Below are 16797 nucleotides of genomic sequence, written 5' to 3'. Positions count from 1 at the left end.
TGGGTGGGGTTAACTCGTTCCCTTGAGCCTGCTCAGGCAGGCCTGAGCCAATGTTTTTCAGCTCACCTCTGGCTGAAGTCAGCCTATTAAACGCTTGGGTGAGGGGGCACAGCCGATGGATAGACTTCCTCGACAAAAATTACCGGTCGATTTTCATACCTCGACAGAAACTCTTGAATTTGGTCGTCATCCCAGCCAAAGTTTGCCTCTTGCAGTGCGGCGGCATCGGCGGGCCGCGCTTGACCCGTTACGACAACGTTTTCGCCCTCTTCAAGGCTGGCAGTATCAACGGCTTGATCGACGCCAACCACTAGCACGCCAACATCGTCATTCCAGCCTTCTTCAAACAGAGCAAAGGCGTTATCTGCTCCTTCTAACGGTCTGAGATCGCCTTCGATCGCGATTGTTTCGTCAAAGTACTCATCCGGTGCCTCCGATAGATCTTGGGGCCGCGGTGCCAGGGCAATACTGTCGGCCACAATAACAGGCTGCTGATCGTACTCTTCGTAGAGAGCTGGGTCTAAATCTTGCACTCCATACTGATCGATCGATGCCGCATCAAAGACTTCTAGCTGCCCAGTAACTTGAACAGGAATATCCTCTTCAGGGGGTGTGAATGCAGCACCGGCAGGGTTGATCACTAAAATGGGATCGCCGTTGTTAGATTCCATGACAAAGCTGTTGTCATCAATCGTTTCAGTAATTCCACTTCTAACGGTTACCAGTTCACCAACAATGGGTTCGCCGGGTCCTACCTCAGTAATCTGATCAGAGGTTACATTTTCCTGCTCAGCCTGAGTGTCTGGAGTGGCGGTGTTGCAGGCCGATACTAAAGAAAGCGTTAGACCTAGGGCGATCGCACCTGCCCAACTCTTTCTGCCTCGGGTCGATTTTTGATTACTGTGAAAACTTTTCATGGCTTCAACTCCTCCTTCGTTGTATATGTGTAATGGCTGCAAAGGCAGTAACGAAACGGCAAAGCCCCGCTTAATTGTCTCTATAACAAGATGCCTATAGGTACTGCCTGGAAATGATCCTTTGGACGTCCTCTTTGTCCGGCTTATCATCCACCTTGATCATGGGGATAAGGGCTACCGCTGATATCTGACCAGGGTGGTACTTTACCGCAAAGCTCAGAAAAAGGCTTGAGCGAAAAATGTGGTGGCTAAGTTTCAGCGGCCAGAAAATTCTCTAACTCTCAGAGCCATTAAATCTGGCCAAAACAGCTTGAGAGCAAATGTTTTCGGTAGCACCAGCCAACCACCAGTGCGCTATATCAGTGAATAGTACTGACCATTTCAACTTTATAGTAAAACCAATTTAGAGTTCGTGTCTCTATCAGAAGTCGAAAATCTAGCCTCAACCAACGATACAGTTGCCTGGATTATGTAGTTTTGTGTATCTAAATTTCGCGGGATTTTTGGGGTGATCTAAATATTTTTACAAATGATTTTGCAAAACTCAAAGAGATTTCTTCTGCAAATTTTGCTCCCAGAAAAGGTATTGCTTTCAGGTTCAGATTTGCTGATTTAGAGATCTCAATTTATTGTAAAGCTTGTCAGCTATGCTAATTCCATTGCTGGCTAACATTTTAGGCTTGTAGTTGCCGATCTGAGTAGCGCGTCGATTGTATCTCTCGAAAGTTAGATTTTTTGTATTATTTGCGAATTCATAAAAACAATTAGCGTCTGCTGCTGAGGCTGCTTCTTTTGAGTCTGGTAGGGGAGATGAACCTATGTCTTTGGAATGGTTTAATTGAACAGTTGAATGCAGTAAGAATAGAGGGCTAACTCTCACGGAGATCAATTTTCATGAAGTCAAGCTATTTTGCCAAAGGGCTGCCGACTGTGGGCCGCTGGGTGGCTACAACCCTGTTCCTTTTATCGGCGATCGCATTCGTTTGGCAGGGTGCATTTTTTGCCAATGCCTCAGCCCTGGCTGCCCCAGCAGGCACCTTGATTGCAGCGGCGGATGCGGGCAGCCAGGTTAAAGGTGCTGCTGATGATGTTAAGCAGGGCTCTAGAAACGTTATTCGGAGTGCTGAAGATAGCGTTAAGCGTGCCGCTCGTCAAAATGCCTCTAAAGTTGATCAGGCTGACGACGAAGGAAGTTTTGTTGAGCGCAAAGCCAAAAGAGATCGGGATCGGATTGAGCAGCGAGCATCGGAAGATGCCGATCGGACTGAGAGAGCCGCAGAGAAATCTATGAACGCTGTTGAGCGTGCGGTAGATAACATCAAGGATGCCTTTAGCGATTAATCTGTGACCATCTCTAATCGCTGAGTTTGAGGTAATGTACACTGCTGCCTTTGTTAGCCTAAAAAGCTGGGCAGCGGTGTACATTAGCGGTGCACATTAATTTTGTATATATACCTCCTGGCTGTCCGAACACTGCTGCAATAACCGGACAGTGAATCAAAAACTTATTCAGGCTGGTCGGCTCGGACAGACTTTTGCAGATATTTAGGCGACTCGGTATAGCCCTGCCGGTAATAAAACTGATGGGCCAGCTCGCGGCGGCTGTGGCAGTGCACTTCAATGCGATCGCACCCCCGCGCCCTGGCTAAGCCACAGGCAGCGGCTTCGAGGGCGGCCCCTACGCCCTGGCTTCGGACCTCTGGGGCCACACAAAAATAGCTGATCCGGCAGTAGTCGCCCGTCAGCGCCAGCTGAGGAATAAAATGCAGCGAGATTAAGCCAATCACTGCGTCATTTTCGACGGCGACGAGCAGTTCAGCATCGGGGTGAGCTAGCTGGCGCGACAGATTAGAGGCGACAGAGTCGGCGGTAGCGGGGTAGCCAAGGTCGCTTAGCAGGGCTGCGATCGCCCCACTGTCGTCCATCCCACCAGGTCTTATGTGCATCGGCAGCATCCTATTTAAGCGGCCACCACAGGACTCTGACGCGGGTGGCACCGCACACCTCTTTCATCTAGCCCTACGGCGCTACAGGGCCGTTACCCCGTCATTGTCGATCGAAAGAAACAATAGCTCAATTGTGCCTGGCTGGAGCTGTGGTCAAAGCGCGATCGCCTCCAGTGGCCAGCACCAGCCTCGGTGCTAGCTCCAAATCGTGTAGCCGCTATTCTACAGAGGCCAAACTATAGAGAGCAATGGTGCTGCCCAAAAATCAGAATTATCAGGCAGACTTTGCCCTAAAGCTAGCCATTTCTGTCTACATTCACGCAGGGCACGGCTAAAGCTGGTTTGCTCGTTGCAGAATGTCGCGCTAGCGGTATGAACAACATGGCGTAAGCAAGGCGCTCTGGAGCTTGAATCAAACTGCGACCAAACCCCAGAGCGCCAGTTTTACACTAATTCGATGGTGGCTAACTCTCTGCCTCTGACCCCTGGCAGCCGCCGCCAGGGCCACGACCCATATTGCTGCGCAGAGCTTCCTGCAGGTCGGCTTCGCTCACCCCCAGCTGGGCGGCAGCGGTGGCCAAATCGGGACGCGGCGGCGGTTCGGCAGGTAGACCCAGGGCAGCTTTCAAATCGGCTTCGCTGATGCCTAGCTCGGTGGCGGCATTGGCCAGGCGCTGGCCGCGATCGCCGCGATCGCCATCTCCCCGCAGCGCCTCCCGCAGGTCGGTCTCGCTAATGCCCAGCTGCGTAGCGGCAGCGGCCAGGTCGGGGCGCGGCGGCGGTTCGGCAGGCAGGCCCAGGGCAGCTTTCAAGTCGGCCTCGCTGACTCCCAGCTGAGCGGCGGCGTTGGCGAGGCCCTGGCCTCGGCCCCGACCCTCACCCCTCGGACCGGGCTCGGCTGCGCTGGGTTGAGCGGGGTTGTTCTGGGGTGTTTGGCTCAGGGCGGCGAGGCCCAGACTGCCGCCCAGTAGAGCCATAGCCAAACCGGCGGTGATCAGAGAACGGTGCATTACCATGGGTGACTTACTCCGATAGAGTTAGGTGGACGATTTCTATTAAGCCTGGGCACGATGGCAAAACCATGGCCGCTAAATTACAGCTTTGTCATGGTTGCGGTTCGCTAGCTGTGCTAGTACTGGACTAGGCTGTGAGCGCCCATGAACGTTTTATTAGTAGAAGACGAGGTCAGAATTGCCAGCTTTGTAGCTCAGGGGCTACAGGAGCAGGGCTTTGTGGTTGACACCTGCGCCAACGGCAGCGAGGGTTACGCTTTGGCCAGCGATCGCACCTATGACGTGGTGCTGCTCGACATCATGGTGCCGGGCATGGATGGGCTGGCGGTGCTCAAGGCGCTGCGGGGGGCGGGGCACACGGTGCCGGTGATTTTAATTACCGCCCGCAACGAGCTCGACGATCGCCTGGCCGGGCTCAACCTGGGGGCCGACGACTACATTGCCAAGCCGTTTTATGTAGAAGAACTGGTGGCCCGCATGCATGCGGTCGTGCGGCGCACCAGCGGCGATCGCCAAAATATCCTGACCGCAGGCCCCCTGCGCCTCGATCGCATTACCCGCGAGGTCACCTGCGGCGAGCGACAGGTGGAGCTGACCGCGCGCGAGTTTAACCTGCTGGAGTATCTGATGCGATCGCCCGGTCGTGTCTTCACCCGCACCCAAATTTTGGCGCATGTCTGGGGCTACGACTTTAACCCCAGCACCAACGTGGTCGATGTCGCCATTCAGCGGCTGCGCAAGAAGCTCGACCCTCTGGCGGCGGCCCAGTGGATCGAGAGCGTGCGCGGGGTGGGCTACCGCTTTCGGGCAGCGGAGGCCAGCGGTTGAACTCATCCGCTGACCGCCATCCTGCTCGTCACCTCTCGCTGCGGCTGCGGCTGGCGCTGTGGTCGGCGGCCCTGGCCGGGGGAGCGCTGCTGGGCTTTGCCCTGCTCTCTAGCTGGCTGATCTACCAGGCCAAGCTCGACAGTCTCGATGCCCGCCTGCAAAGCGCCGGGCCGCTGGCCCGCCCCGGTGGACCCGGCGATCGCCGCGATTTTCTCCCCGGCGGCGATCGCGGCGACTTCCCTACCGACCCTGAGGCCGCCCTGGCCCGAGAGCTGGGCCTGTCCGCCGATGCCGAGGTCGGCCTTGTGTTGATCAATCGAGCTGGAGAAGTGGTCTATCAATCGCCCCAGTGGCCCAGCGCCCTGACTCAGATATCCCTTCAACCGAGCCAGTTCGATGGTGATCGCTCGCGCCAGAGATCGCGCCAGAGATCGCGCCATTTGATGACGGTGCGGTCAGCCGATGGCCCCTGGCGAGTGGCGGTGCGAACGACGCCCCTGGGTCAGCTGGCGATCGCGGCCAACCTCAGCACCCTGCGGCAGGAGATGGCAACCCTGCGCCGCATCTACGCCCTGACCATTCCGGGGCTGCTGCTGGCGATCGGCGGTGGGGCCTGGGGGCTGGCGGGCCAGGCGCTGCGGCCAGTGCGCCAGCTCAGTCAAAGCATTAGCCAGGTCACCGCCCAGGGGCTGCACCAGCGGCTGCCCGCCGATCCCGATCCAGAATTTGCGCCGCTGATCTCCGCCTTTAACGCCATGCTTGAGCGTCTGGAGCGCAGCTTTCACCAGGCCTCGCGGTTCAGCGGCGACGCCGCCCACGAGCTCAAAACCCCCCTCACCATTCTTCAGGGTGAGCTAGAGCGGGCCATGCAGCAGGTTGAAACCGGCTCCGCCGCCCAGCAAACCCTGGGCCAGCTGCTCGATCAGGTGCACCAGCTCAGCAGCATTGTGCGCAAGCTGCTGCTGCTGTCGCTGGCCGATGCTGGGCAAATGAGCATTCAGCGCCAGCCCGTCGATTTCAGCGCTCTAGTGCAGGATCAGCTCGAAGATTTGTCGCTGCTGGCCCCCGATCTGGCGGTGAGTGCCGAGATTGAGCCGGGGGTGATGGTGGCGGGCGATCGCGATCTGCTGGGGCAGGTGGTGCAAAATCTGATTACCAACGCCGCTAAATACAACCAGCCCCAGGGCTGGGTACGCGTGCAGCTACAGCCCCACCCGTCGCAGGTGCAGCTCACCATCGCCAATGCCACTACCTCCCTCACCGCCACCGAGGCCAGCCGCCTATTCGATCGCTTTTACCGGGGCAAAACCGCCCGCGATCGCCCCACCGACGGACTGGGACTGGGCCTCAGCCTGGCTCGTGAGATTGCCCGCGCTCACGGTGGTGACCTGGTGCTGGCCCCCAGCCCCGCTGGCGAAGCCCGATTTAGCCTGCACCTGCCCGCCAGCTAGCGGGTCGCCAAACCAAAGATGCAGGTTATCAAGGGTTTAAGGTATGGGGTTCAAGGCCGATCGCAGCCCCAAAACCTTGACCCCTATACCCGGCTGCGAGAACTCGTCACCATTGGCTCCTGCCAAATCTTATCTGTATACACCCAGTTTGTCGGCATTGCAGTGCAATGCTCCCTACGAGGCCTCGGTTGCGAATCGGGATTGTGTGACTCGGATTTGGCATCAGTCAAATACTGGTGTGTCTTGCTCTAAAGACAGAGAAATATTAGAGTTGTGTAAACAACTGTTAACAAAGGTATAGACTAAATTAAGGAATACGCTCCACTATTAGCTTGATACCGAGTCCAGCTCGGAATCTGAAGTTTTGCCATCGGCAAAACTCCGCTTCTGGACTTGGATTTAATCTAGCTTGGGCTGGCGGTGGGTTGCCTTTGTCGTTGTGGTCAGTTTCATGTTTTTACGACAAGTGAGTATGAGAAACGCGCTAAATATTTTGGTCATTTGTTTCATCAGCCTTTGCGCCTGGCTGCCTGCGGCACCGGCTCTGGCCTACGACAACCCCGAACTCCTGCCCGAAAGCCAGACCGCCATTATCGATCTAGCCCGGTCGCTCAGCTCTCGCCAAGAAGAAGACCTAGACTCACAGCTCAACCAGTTCGAAACCGAAACCGGCTGGAAGCTGCGGGTGCTGACCCAGTACGACCAAACCCCAGGTCGCGCCGTCAAAGACTTTTGGGGCCTTGACGATCGCAGCATTATGCTAGTGGCCGACCCCAGGGGTGGCAACCTGCTCAACTTTAGCGTTGGCGATGCCGTCTACGACCTGCTGCCCCGCACCTTTTGGATTGAGCTGCAAACCCGCTACGGCAATCAGTTCTTTGTGCGCGAAAACGGCGAAGATAACTCTATCCTCAGTGCCTTAGATTCAATTCAGGGCTGCCTGCGTCAGGGCGGCTGTAACGTCGTTCCTGGTCTGCCCCAGGAGCAGTGGGTGCTGACCCTAATTACCTCCGTTGTGGGAGGGGTAATCTGCGGCTTTGCCGCTCACCCGCGCAAGCCTGGTCAGGTCTTAGCCTGGCAATGGGTGCTGATTTTTTCGCCCCTGTGGGGAATTTTGTTCTTTGCCTTTGGCATTGGCCCCGTTGTCACCCGCACCAGCGAGTGGCTGCCCCTCACCCGCAACGTGGCAGGGTTTCTGATTGGCGCACTGGTGGCTTACCTCACCCCGGCTTTTGGTGGCCAGGCCTCCAATTCAGAAACGTAACGCCGGGCTAAAGGCTTGAGGCGGGTGCTGTTCTAAAAAACAGCACCCGATTTTTTCGGCCCTGCACAAATCCAACAGCCAAAAATTCCAATTTGAATTGAGCTAGCGCAACAGAGCGATGGCGATCGCTTCGGGGGTACGAATCATGCCCTAGCCGTTGCGGCAAGGGCCAGGGCTCGGCGCTATAAACTAGTGGTTCATTCTCACCGATGGCTGTGCCGTCATGATCGCGTTGACCTTAGACAGCAGCCGCCGGGGGTCAATGGGTTTGCCAATGCAGTCGTCGGCCCCGGCTGTGAGGGCGCGCTCGGCCTGGTCGGGGTCGTCTACCTCGGTGAGCGCCAGTATTTTGGTCTCCATTGGGTCTGCCCCCTGGCGCAGGGCGACAATGATATCGCTGCCGTCGGCGCTGGCCAAACTCAGGCTGAGAATCACCGCTGCGGGCTGAAGCAGATGCACCTGGTCGAGCACCCGCGACCCGTCTACAATCCAGATTACCTGGTAGGCGGCGGCGGTCAGCATGTCGCAGATCAAGGTGGCGGTTTCTTCGTTATCTTCGACCAGCACAATGCGTCCGACCACGGGTTCGGCTGTGGGGGCTTCGGCTTCGGGAGGGGCTGCCGATCGCTGCAGCGGAATGCGCACGGTAAAGGTAGAGCCCACCCCCACCTCAGAACTCACCTTGATTGAGCCGCTGTGCAGCTCGATTAGCTGTTTGGTCAACGCCAGCCCCAGCCCGGTGCCCTGGTGCTCTCGCTGGCGAACGCTTTCGAGCTGCTGAAACTTTTCAAACAGCAGGGGCTGGGCGGTGGGTGAAATGCCGATGCCGGTGTCTTCAATTTGAAACACGGCGTCGTTTTGCTCGCGCCGCACTCGCAGCACGACTTTGCCGTTGGCGGGGGTAAACTTGACGGCATTGCTGAGCAGGTTGGCGAGAATCTGCCGCACCCGGCGCGGGTCGGCAACAAAGGTATCCTGGCCATTGCTGAGCTTGAGATCGAGTCCGATGTCGATGGTGTTGCGGGTCGCCTCGTTGCGAAAAGCATCGACGCTTTGGCGGCAGAGGGAGGTGAGAGAAAACTGCCGTACGTCCAGCACGGTGCGGCCATTCTCAATTTTGGACACATCTAAAATGTCGTTGATCACGCGCAGCAGGTGCTCGCCGCTGGCCTGAATTGTCGAGAGGTAGTCGCGCTGGCGGGGAGACAGCTCGCCCAGCGACCAGCGCTGCAGGGTGGCCGACATGCCGATGATGTAGGTCAGAGGGGTGCGCAGCTCGTGGCTCATGGTGGCCAAAAACTCGCTTTTGGCCCGGTTGGCGGCCTCGGCGGCAACCAGGGCATCGCGCAGGTCTTGGGTGCGCTCGACCACGCAGACTTCGAGGTTTTGGGTCTGCTGCTGCAGCCGCTGGTAGAGCTGAGCCTGGTTGATGGCGATCGCCAGGTGCTCGGCAATATGCTGCAAAAACTCGGTTTCCCAGGGGTGCCAGCAGCGCTGGTTGTCGCACTGGTGCACAATCAAGAGGCCCCAAAGGTCTTGCCCCACCACAATGGGGGCCACGGCCTTTGACTTGACCTGCACCTGCTGCAAGAAGGCCAGCATGCAGGGAATGTCGCGGTAGGTGTCGGTAATATCGTCAATGACGATGGGCAAACCCTGGCGGTAGTGCTCGGCGCGATCGGGGTAGTCGGGATGCTTTTGAAAGCAGAGCTGTTCGGTGTAGTGCAGCACCGAGGGCAGGCGATCGCTGGCGCGTGACTCGTAGGTAATGTAGCCAACGCTCTCAAACGGCCCGCTTGGCTCTGCTGCCGCGCCCTCCATCGGCTTGACGGTCGTTATTGGGGGCTGGTCAAACTGGTAGATCAGCAGGCGATCGGCCTGCAAAAAACGACGCACCTCGGCAACGGTGGTTTCGAGAATTTCGGTTAGCTCCAGGCTGCCCTGAATTTTGGTAATCACCTGGTTGAGCAGCAGACGGCGCTCCTGCTGCCGATTGATCACGGTTTGGGCCGGGGCGACGGCGCTGGTGGTACTGGCCTCGGCGCAGGCCTGCACCCAGGCGAGCATAAACTGGCCCAGGGCCGCCAGGCTGGTGGGGCCGCCGGGATGGGGCTCTGGCGCTAGGCCGTGCTGCACCAGCCTGGCCTCGATCGCATCGGCATCGGTCACTAAGCTGACCAGGGCGCGATCGCGATCGGTCTTGTGGGGGCGCGCTGTCACCACCACCGCCAGATCTGCCCCTCGCAGGTACCAGAAACTAACGTCGTCAACGGCGGACGCGTCTGCTTCGGTGAGCAGGGTAAGCTTGTGCTGCTGGCTGTACTGACGCAAAAACTGCCCCAGCAAAACCAGGGCGGCCCTGGGCATAGCCTGTTCAGTGCCACGGTCTTTAGATTTAGGCATCCTTACATTTTGGGACTGAACGCGCCCATTGCGGTGGGTTGAACGAGGGGTTCGGCGGAAGAAAGCCTTAAGGATTTGACAAAAGGATTTGGCAAAAAGATTTGATAGACCCCATCGTACATTTCGTTTTGGTGCAGTCCCGACTTACGCTAGAGTTCCTTCAGATTTGTCGTTGCCTTACTTGTTGTTTTAGAGAACGCCCATGCATCGCTTAGCGGCCACCCCCGGCGGCTGGACCCCCGATACCGAGGGCGTTATCTTTGTCGAGCAAACCCCGGCACCGCTGGTGTTTTTGACCGCCGCCGACACCGATATTCAAAGCCTCAGTCGAGCCAGCTTTCCAATCGGTTTCCCGGCCCTGCGGGTGGCCAGCCTGCTGCAGCTTCAGCAGCAGCTCGCCATCGACACCTACGCCGACGCCGTGCTGCGCCACGCCCAGCTGATCGTAGTGCGCCTGCTGGGGGGCCGCGCCTACTGGCCCTACGGCCTGGAAGTGGTGCGCGAGGTGGCCGCTGACACCGGAGCCGCCCTGATTGTGCTGCCCGGCGACGATCGCCCCGCCCCCGATCTCATCAGCCACTCGACCGTGCCGCTGACCGTGGCCAACCAGCTGTGGCGCTACCTCAGCGAAGGCGGTGTTGAGAATATGGCGAATGGGCTGATGTGGATTTGCGATCGCACCCTTCACACCACATTTCAGCCTCCCGACCCCCAGCCCATTCCCAAAGTCGGCCTCTACCCCTCCACCCCTCCACCCCTTTCCTCGTCTCCCCATCTCTCCATCCCCCCATCTTCCAAAGTCGGCCTCCTCTTCTACCGCGCCCACTACCTGGCCGGCAATACCGCCCCCATTGAGGCCCTCTGCGCTGCCCTGGCCGAGCGAGGGCTGGAGCCGCTGCCGGTGTTTGTGTCGTCGCTGCAAGACCCTGACATACAGGCCGAACTGGTTGATCTGCTGCAGCCTAAGGATGGCAGCGGCATCGACGTGCTGCTGAATACCACCAGCTTTTCGGTGGCCAAGCTCGACGGAGCCAGCCCCAACCTCGCCCTCTGGGAACGCTTGGATGTGCCAGTGCTACAGGTCATTCTCAGCGGCGGCACCGAGGCGGCCTGGACCAGTCAAAGCCTGGGCCTCTCGCCCCGCGACATTGCCATGAATGTGGCCCTGCCCGAGGTGGATGGGCGCATTATTACCCGCGCTGTATCGTTCAAAGCCGCCAACCAGCGCAGCGAGGCGCTGGAAACCGATGTGGTCACCTACGAACCTGTCGCCGATCGCATCGAGTTTGTGGCCGACCTGGCCGCCCAGTGGGCCAGCCTGCGCCGCACCCCGATCTGCGATCGCCGCATTGCCCTCATTCTCGCCAACTACCCCAACCGCGATGGTCGCCTCGCCAACGGGGTGGGGCTCGATACCCCCCAGAGCGCGATCGAAGTTCTCCGCGCCCTCAAAGCCGCTGGCTACAGCGTTGGCGACATCCCCACCGATGGCGACGCGCTAATTCAACAGCTCACCGCTGGGGTAACCAACGACCCCGAAGGCCGTGACTTCCGCCAGGTCCACCAGTCCCTCTCAATCACTGATTACCTGAAGCATTTCGAGACCCTGCCAGAAGCGGTACGGACGGGGATGACAGATCGTTGGGGAGATGGGGAGATGAGGAGATGGGGAGATGAGGAGAAAATCCAAAATTCAAAATTCAAAATTCAAAATTCCTCACCCAACCGCTCCCCTATTCCTGGCATCCAACTCGGCAACATTTTCGTCGGCGTTCAGCCCAGCCGGGGCTACGACCTCGACCCGTCGCTCAACTACCACTCCCCCGACCTGGAGCCAACCCACGACTACTTCGCCTTTTACACCTGGCTGAGGCACAGCTTTGGGGCTCAGGCGATCGTGCACCTGGGCAAGCACGGCAATTTGGAATGGCTGCCCGGTAAGGGCGTGGGCCTGACACAAAACTGCTACCCCGAAGCCATGCTCGGCCCCATGCCGCACCTGTACCCCTTTATCGTCAACGATCCCGGCGAAGGCTCCCAGGCCAAGCGCCGCGCCCAGGCGGTGATTCTCGACCACCTCACCCCGCCTTTAACCCGCGCCGAACTCTACGGGCCGCTCGAAAAGCTGGAAGGCCTGGTAGACGAATACTACGAAGCCCAGAGCTTAGATCCCTCTCGACTGGCGCTAATCGGCGATCGCATCCTCACCCTGCTCACCGAAACCCACCTCCTCGCCGATCTCGCCCCCAATCCCTCACCCATCCACCCATCCACCCATCTACCCACCCACCTTCCCACTCCCCCACTCCCCACCCTCCTCCCCACCCTCGACACCTATCTCTGCGATTTGAAAGAAGCCCAAATTCGCGATGGGCTGCACATTTTTGGCCATTGCCCTGAGGGTCGCCAGCGGCGGGATCTGATCGTGGCGATCGCTCGCCACCCCGGCCCCGGTCGCCAGGGGCTGACCCGCGCCATCGCAGAATCCTGGGGCCTCGACTTCGACCCCCTTACCGCTGACCCAGGGGAGCCTTTCACTGCCTTGGCCAACTGCCGCATTGTCGGAGATGCAATCGAGGCGCTGGAAGAGGAGGCCGCTCGGCTGGTAGAGGAGTTATTAGCAGAAATCACTGCACCGAGCCACCCTCACCCTAGCCCTCTCCCAGGGGGAGAAGGAACCGGAATTGGCTCTAGCTCCCCTCTCCTCTCGGGAGAGGGGCCGGGGGTGAGGGCCAAACTCATCTCATGGGAGAACCCAGGATTACGGGGTGAACTCCACTGGATTCAGCACACCCTCACCCCCGCCCTGACGCGCACCACCGACGAAATCGCCAACCTGCTCAAGGGCCTCGACGGACGCTACGTGCCCAGCGGCCCGGCGGGAGCGCCCACCCGCAACCGACCCGACGTACTGCCCACGGGTCGCAACTTTTTCTCGGTAGATATTCGCGCCATCCCCACCGAGAGCGCCTGGGATGTGGGACGACGGGCGGCGGAAGTGCTGATCGAGCAGTACACCCAGGACCACGGCGAGTATCCTCAAACCCTGGGTCTGTCGGTATGGGGCACCTCGACTATGCGCACCGGGGGCGACGATCTGGCAGAAGCCCTGGCGCTGATGGGGGTGCGCCCGGTGTGGGATGGCCCCTCGCGGCGGGTGGTGGATTTTGAAATTCTGCCGCTGACAGCGCTGGGGCGACCCAGGGTGGATGTCACCCTGCGCATTTCGGGCTTTTTTAGGGACGCGTTCCCCAACTTGATTGACCTGTTTGACCAGGCGGTGGCGGCGGTGGCGGCCCTGGAGGAACCACCGGAGCAAAATCCTCTGGCCCATCGGGTGCGGCAGGAGAGCGAGGATTGGCAGCGGCAGGGGTTCACCGCAGAGCAGGCGGAGCAGCGATCGCGCTACCGGATTTTTGGCTCTAAGCCGGGGGCCTACGGGGCCGGGCTGCAGGGGCTGATCGAATCGCAAAACTGGACCACCGACGAAGACCTGGCCCGCGCCTACCTGAACTGGAGCGGCTACGCCTACGGCCGCAGCGCCCAGGGCCACGCTGTGCCCGAGGCCTTTGAGCAGCGGCTCAGGCACTTGCAGGTGGTGCTGCACAACCAGGACAACCGCGAGCACGACCTGCTCGACTCTGACGACTACTACCAGTTTCAGGGGGGGATGACGGTGGCGGCCCGCACGCTCCAGGGCCAGCAGCCCGCCACTTACTTTGGCGACAATGCGGTAATGGCCAAGCCCAAGGTGCGATCGCTGGCCGCTGAAATTGCCAAAGTCTACCGCTCCCGCGTGGTCAACCCCAAGTGGATCGAGGGGGTGATGCGCCACGGCTACAAGGGGGCTTTTGAAATGGCCGCCACCGTCGATTACCTGTTCGCCTACGACGCCACCACCCGCTGCGTCGCCGACCACATGTATGAGGGGGTGGCCCAGGCCTACGTGCTGGATCCAAACGTTCAAGCTTTTGTGCAGAAGGCCAACCCCTGGGCGCTGCGCGATATGGCCGAACGACTGCTAGAGGCCCATCAGCGCGGCCTGTGGCAGACGGCCCCTGAGCCCGTGCTCGATGCTCTGCGGCAGATCGCCAACGAGGCCGAAGGGGTGCTGGAATCACGGCAGTCGTAGGGTGCATCCGGGCAGCGATGCACCATGAACTCTACCGTCAGCTACTCTACCGCCAGCTACTCTACCGCCAGTGAGACCCGGTTGCCGCCGATCGCCCGCAGGTCGGTCAGCAGGCCCGAAACCTGGCTGTAGGTCAGCTCGCGATCGGCCTTGAGCACCAGCTTGCCGTTGGGGTTTTGAGCGAAGTAGGTGCGTACCTGCTGGCTGAGCTGGGTAAAGGTAATGATCTCGTTGTCTAGCAGCATATTGCCGTCTTTATCCAGACCCACCACCAGGGCATCGACCGGCACAATTTGGGGCTCTTCGACCGTGCCATCGCCCGATACCGACTGGGGCAGGCGCACGTTGAGCAACTGCTGTCCGGTCAGACTCATCGAAATAATGATGAAAAAAGTCAGCACCGTCATCAGCACGTCCATCATGGGGACGAGGTTGACTTCGGGAATCTGAGAGTTGACCTGACGGCGACGGCGAGCACGCATGAGAGTTAACCCAGGGAGGGTACAGAAAACGGGTTCTGAGGCAGCCCGAGCGGGATTCCAAACGGCGTTATCCGACGTTTAGGAATGCCACTAGTATAGGGCTAACCTGGGGTGGAACGGAGGCGCGATCGCCTTCATAGCTCTCAACGCCTGCTACGGCAATCGGCTCGCAGCGGGTGAGAGTGTCGCTGGTTGAGTTTAGAGGTGGGTAAGCGAGGATTGGTGTAGTGGTTGACTCAGGAATTGCCGTTGATTTGGGTCACAAAGAAGCTTCCGTAGTATCACGGAGTGGGGCAAGGAATGGTAGATAGGGGGGCTGTTGTTCTCTATAGCAAGCCGCTGCGGTGGTTTGCGACAGAGCCCCCCGTACGAACAATCGTGCGTCTACGGCTCTCCTACCATTCACCCCCATTAGGAGATTCCAATGCAAACCTTAACCACTCCAGCTGCTATCAATGAGTTCGTACAAAGCCTAAACTACGATCCTCGTCGGTTGCTCAGCCTGCCGGCCAACGGCAGCACCGAAGCCCTGCCTGCACCCAAAACCGCCAACCCCAACGCTATTGTCATCTGCACCAAACGGGAGCGGTCTCTCACGGGCGACCTGCAAGATATCGCGATCGTCAACCCCACTTCTGGGGTGGTCTTTCCTGGGGCACTGGTGCTGGCCAACCAAAACCTGGCTGAGGGCCGCCCCGATCCAGCTGCGGTAGCTCGCAACCCTGTCACCCTGCGCGTTGACCTACCGGGCTTGGGCAGCCAGGGCACCAAAGTTGTGCAAAGCCCCACCAACTCCAGCGTAGCCACCGCCATCGATGAGGTGCTTAAGGTTTGGAACGAACAGTCGCGGGCCGAGGGCTATGTGAATGTCTCGAAGTCGAACCTATCGATTAAGAAGGCTTTCTCCTCGGAGCAGGCAGCCCTAGAGCTGGGCTTTAGCGCCAACTGGGCCAGCAACCAGGTGTCTGCTCAGCTCAAGGCCAGCCACAAGCAAGAGTCTTCAGTCTACGTGGCGCTGTACAAGCAGGTGTTCTATACAGTCACAATGGATCCGCCTGCTCAACCAGCGGAGGTGTTTGCTCCCGAAACCAGCCTCAGCCAGCTTCAGCAGCTGATGAGCGCCAGTGCGCCCCCCGCCTATGTGCGCTCTGTAGACTATGGCCGCATGATCTTGGTGCGGATGGAAACCAGCGCTAACGAAACCAGCGTTAATGCAGAGGGTGCATTCTCCTACGCCATGAGCGGTGGCGGTACCGCCGCAGGCAATCTCAAGGCCGACTACGAGCGAATTATTCGCAACTCAACCTTTACGGTTGTCACCCTGGGCGGTAACCCAACCGTGGCCGCCCGCATTGCCAACCCCAACGATATCGACCAGCTCAGCTCCATCATTCGAGATGGGGCCGCCTACCGCCAAGACAACCCCGGCACCCCGATCGCTTATACTGTGGCATTTCTGAAAAACAACGCGCTCGCCACTATGGGCTACACTACCCGCTACTTTGAAACTGAGTGTCGTCAGTTCAACAACGGGTTTGTGAGCGTGCGCCACAGCGGCGGCTATGTCGCCAAGTTTGACATTACCTGGCAGGAAACCGACGCCAACGGCAATTACACCGTAGCCCGCCAGTGGCAATCGGGTAACCAAACCGCTGGGTATACCTACCAGCTCAACCTGCCGGGTGATGCCGCCAATGTGCGCATTCAGGCCTGGGCCAAAACTGGACTCGCCTGGAATCCCTGGGGTCAAATTATGGACCACCAGGAGAATGGCCCCACCAACAAAACCTACCGGGTACATGGCACTACCCTGAACCGCAAGTGGGACGCAGCCTAACCCGTTGCGGCTCAACCTGAGCCCTGTCAATTGCTAAAAATCTCCCCGGCCTGAAGGTTCCAGGCCGGGGAGATTTCCTAATTTGGTTTTTGGCCACAGGGCTACACTGTGGCAACGAGCCGCTTTTTCACCCAGATGTCTGCCCTGGCGTGCAGGTAAAGGGGGGCGGCGACCAGGGCGATCGCGCGATCGTAAGACTCTACCGCGTTGCCGTAGGCCCCCATGTCGGCCAGCAGCTTGCCCCGGTTAAACCAGGCCTGGTGGTACTGGGGGTTGAGGGCGACGGCGCGATCGTAGGCGGCCAGGGCCTCGGCCTGCCGGTTGAGGCCACAGAGGGCGTTGGCGCGGTTGTTCCAGGCGGTGCAGTAGGTGCGATCGAGGGCCAGAGCCTGATCAAAGCTGTCGAGGGCCTGGGCAAACTGGTTCTGTTCGCACAGGCTACAGCCTCTAGCATTGAGGGCGACAGCGCTGCGATCGCGGTCGTGGATAGAATTCATGGGGGCAAGCTGGGACAACAGCTTTCA

General features: G+C 59.1%; 12 protein-coding genes. 6 read left to right on the top strand and 6 right to left on the bottom strand.

Going from position 1 to position 16797, the window contains the following annotated elements; all coding sequences use genetic code 11:
* Positions 1-86: 86 nt before the first annotated feature.
* On the bottom strand, positions 87-917 hold the full coding sequence (locus ACQ4N7_RS23935; RefSeq protein ID WP_430713963.1) for a hypothetical protein: 831 nt from the start codon (positions 915-917) through the stop codon (positions 87-89).
* Positions 918-1811: 894 nt separating this feature from the next.
* Between ACQ4N7_RS23935 and ACQ4N7_RS23930 the strand changes: the two genes are divergently transcribed.
* Positions 1812-2258, top strand: coding sequence for a hypothetical protein (locus ACQ4N7_RS23930; protein ID WP_430713962.1), 447 nt, complete (start codon positions 1812-1814; stop codon positions 2256-2258).
* A gap of 164 nt (positions 2259-2422) precedes the next feature.
* Here ACQ4N7_RS23930 and ACQ4N7_RS23925 read toward each other — a convergent pair whose 3' ends face one another.
* Positions 2423-2863 carry a GNAT family N-acetyltransferase gene (locus tag ACQ4N7_RS23925; protein WP_430713961.1) on the bottom strand — a complete coding sequence of 147 codons (441 nt, stop codon included), beginning with the start codon at positions 2861-2863 and terminating at the stop codon, positions 2423-2425.
* 464 nt (positions 2864-3327) lie between these two features.
* A complete protein-coding gene (locus tag ACQ4N7_RS23920; RefSeq protein ID WP_430713960.1) occupies positions 3328-3873 on the bottom strand; it encodes a hypothetical protein in 546 nt (181 codons plus the stop codon).
* Between the two features lie 147 nt (positions 3874-4020).
* Here ACQ4N7_RS23920 and ACQ4N7_RS23915 point away from each other — a divergent pair, with 147 nt between their 5' ends.
* The 3 genes from ACQ4N7_RS23915 (at position 4021) to ACQ4N7_RS23905 (ending at position 7419) form a co-directional block, all read left to right on the top strand.
* The gene (locus ACQ4N7_RS23915; protein ID WP_430713959.1) at positions 4021-4704 is read left to right on the top strand and encodes a response regulator transcription factor; all 684 of its coding nucleotides are present in this window, start codon (positions 4021-4023) and stop codon (positions 4702-4704) included.
* A complete protein-coding gene (locus ACQ4N7_RS23910) occupies positions 4644-6155 on the top strand; it encodes a sensor histidine kinase (RefSeq protein ID WP_430713958.1) in 1512 nt (503 codons plus the stop codon). Before ACQ4N7_RS23915 ends, ACQ4N7_RS23910 begins: the two co-directional genes overlap by 61 nt.
* 472 nt (positions 6156-6627) lie before the next feature.
* Positions 6628-7419, top strand: a complete 792-nt coding sequence (locus tag ACQ4N7_RS23905) for a TPM domain-containing protein (protein ID WP_430713957.1) — start codon at positions 6628-6630, stop codon at positions 7417-7419.
* A 189-nt stretch (positions 7420-7608) separates the two neighbouring features.
* On the opposite strand, the gene ACQ4N7_RS23900 is transcribed toward ACQ4N7_RS23905, so the two are convergent.
* Positions 7609-9822: a hybrid sensor histidine kinase/response regulator gene (locus tag ACQ4N7_RS23900; protein ID WP_430713956.1), complete on the bottom strand. Its 2214-nt coding sequence runs from the start codon at positions 9820-9822 to the stop codon at positions 7609-7611.
* A gap of 202 nt (positions 9823-10024) precedes the next feature.
* Here ACQ4N7_RS23900 and cobN point away from each other — a divergent pair, with 202 nt between their 5' ends.
* Positions 10025-13954: a cobaltochelatase subunit CobN gene (cobN, locus tag ACQ4N7_RS23895; RefSeq protein ID WP_430713955.1), complete on the top strand. Its 3930-nt coding sequence runs from the start codon at positions 10025-10027 to the stop codon at positions 13952-13954.
* Between the two features lie 56 nt (positions 13955-14010).
* Here the strand turns inward: cobN and ACQ4N7_RS23890 are convergent, their stop codons facing one another.
* Positions 14011-14436, bottom strand: a complete 426-nt coding sequence (locus ACQ4N7_RS23890; RefSeq protein ID WP_430713954.1) for an ExbD/TolR family protein — start codon at positions 14434-14436, stop codon at positions 14011-14013.
* Positions 14437-14860: 424 nt separating this feature from the next.
* On the opposite strand from ACQ4N7_RS23890, the gene ACQ4N7_RS23885 reads away from it, so the two are divergent.
* Positions 14861-16273, top strand: coding sequence for a thiol-activated cytolysin family protein (locus tag ACQ4N7_RS23885; protein WP_430713953.1), 1413 nt, complete (start codon positions 14861-14863; stop codon positions 16271-16273).
* Between the two features lie 101 nt (positions 16274-16374).
* On the opposite strand, the gene ACQ4N7_RS23880 is transcribed toward ACQ4N7_RS23885, so the two are convergent.
* Entirely contained in the window at positions 16375-16770 is a 396-nt protein-coding gene (locus tag ACQ4N7_RS23880; protein ID WP_430713952.1) for a tetratricopeptide repeat protein, read from the bottom strand.
* Between the last annotated feature and the right edge of the window lie 27 nt (positions 16771-16797).

The sequence above is a fragment of the Nodosilinea sp. AN01ver1 genome (genome assembly GCF_050565655.1).
Classification (GTDB): Bacteria; Cyanobacteriota; Cyanobacteriia; order Phormidesmidales; family Phormidesmidaceae; genus Nodosilinea.
The sequence above is the reverse complement of the archived record's forward strand: the minus strand, read 5'-3'. Positions and strand labels throughout refer to the sequence as shown.

Coding starts and splice junctions, on each gene's coding strand:
- ACQ4N7_RS23900 (WP_430713956.1), bottom strand. CDS start 9,822: ATGCCTAAATCTAAAGACCGTGGCACTGAACAGGCTATGCCCAGGGCC.
- cobN (WP_430713955.1), top strand. CDS start 10,025: ATGCATCGCTTAGCGGCCACCCCCGGCGGCTGGACCCCCGATACCGAG.
- ACQ4N7_RS23925 (WP_430713961.1), bottom strand. CDS start 2,863: ATGCACATAAGACCTGGTGGGATGGACGACAGTGGGGCGATCGCAGCC.
- ACQ4N7_RS23905 (WP_430713957.1), top strand. CDS start 6,628: ATGAGAAACGCGCTAAATATTTTGGTCATTTGTTTCATCAGCCTTTGC.
- ACQ4N7_RS23915 (WP_430713959.1), top strand. CDS start 4,021: ATGAACGTTTTATTAGTAGAAGACGAGGTCAGAATTGCCAGCTTTGTA.
- ACQ4N7_RS23920 (WP_430713960.1), bottom strand. CDS start 3,873: ATGCACCGTTCTCTGATCACCGCCGGTTTGGCTATGGCTCTACTGGGC.
- ACQ4N7_RS23885 (WP_430713953.1), top strand. CDS start 14,861: ATGCAAACCTTAACCACTCCAGCTGCTATCAATGAGTTCGTACAAAGC.
- ACQ4N7_RS23880 (WP_430713952.1), bottom strand. CDS start 16,770: ATGAATTCTATCCACGACCGCGATCGCAGCGCTGTCGCCCTCAATGCT.
- ACQ4N7_RS23930 (WP_430713962.1), top strand. CDS start 1,812: ATGAAGTCAAGCTATTTTGCCAAAGGGCTGCCGACTGTGGGCCGCTGG.
- ACQ4N7_RS23890 (WP_430713954.1), bottom strand. CDS start 14,436: ATGCGTGCTCGCCGTCGCCGTCAGGTCAACTCTCAGATTCCCGAAGTC.
- ACQ4N7_RS23935 (WP_430713963.1), bottom strand. CDS start 917: ATGAAAAGTTTTCACAGTAATCAAAAATCGACCCGAGGCAGAAAGAGT.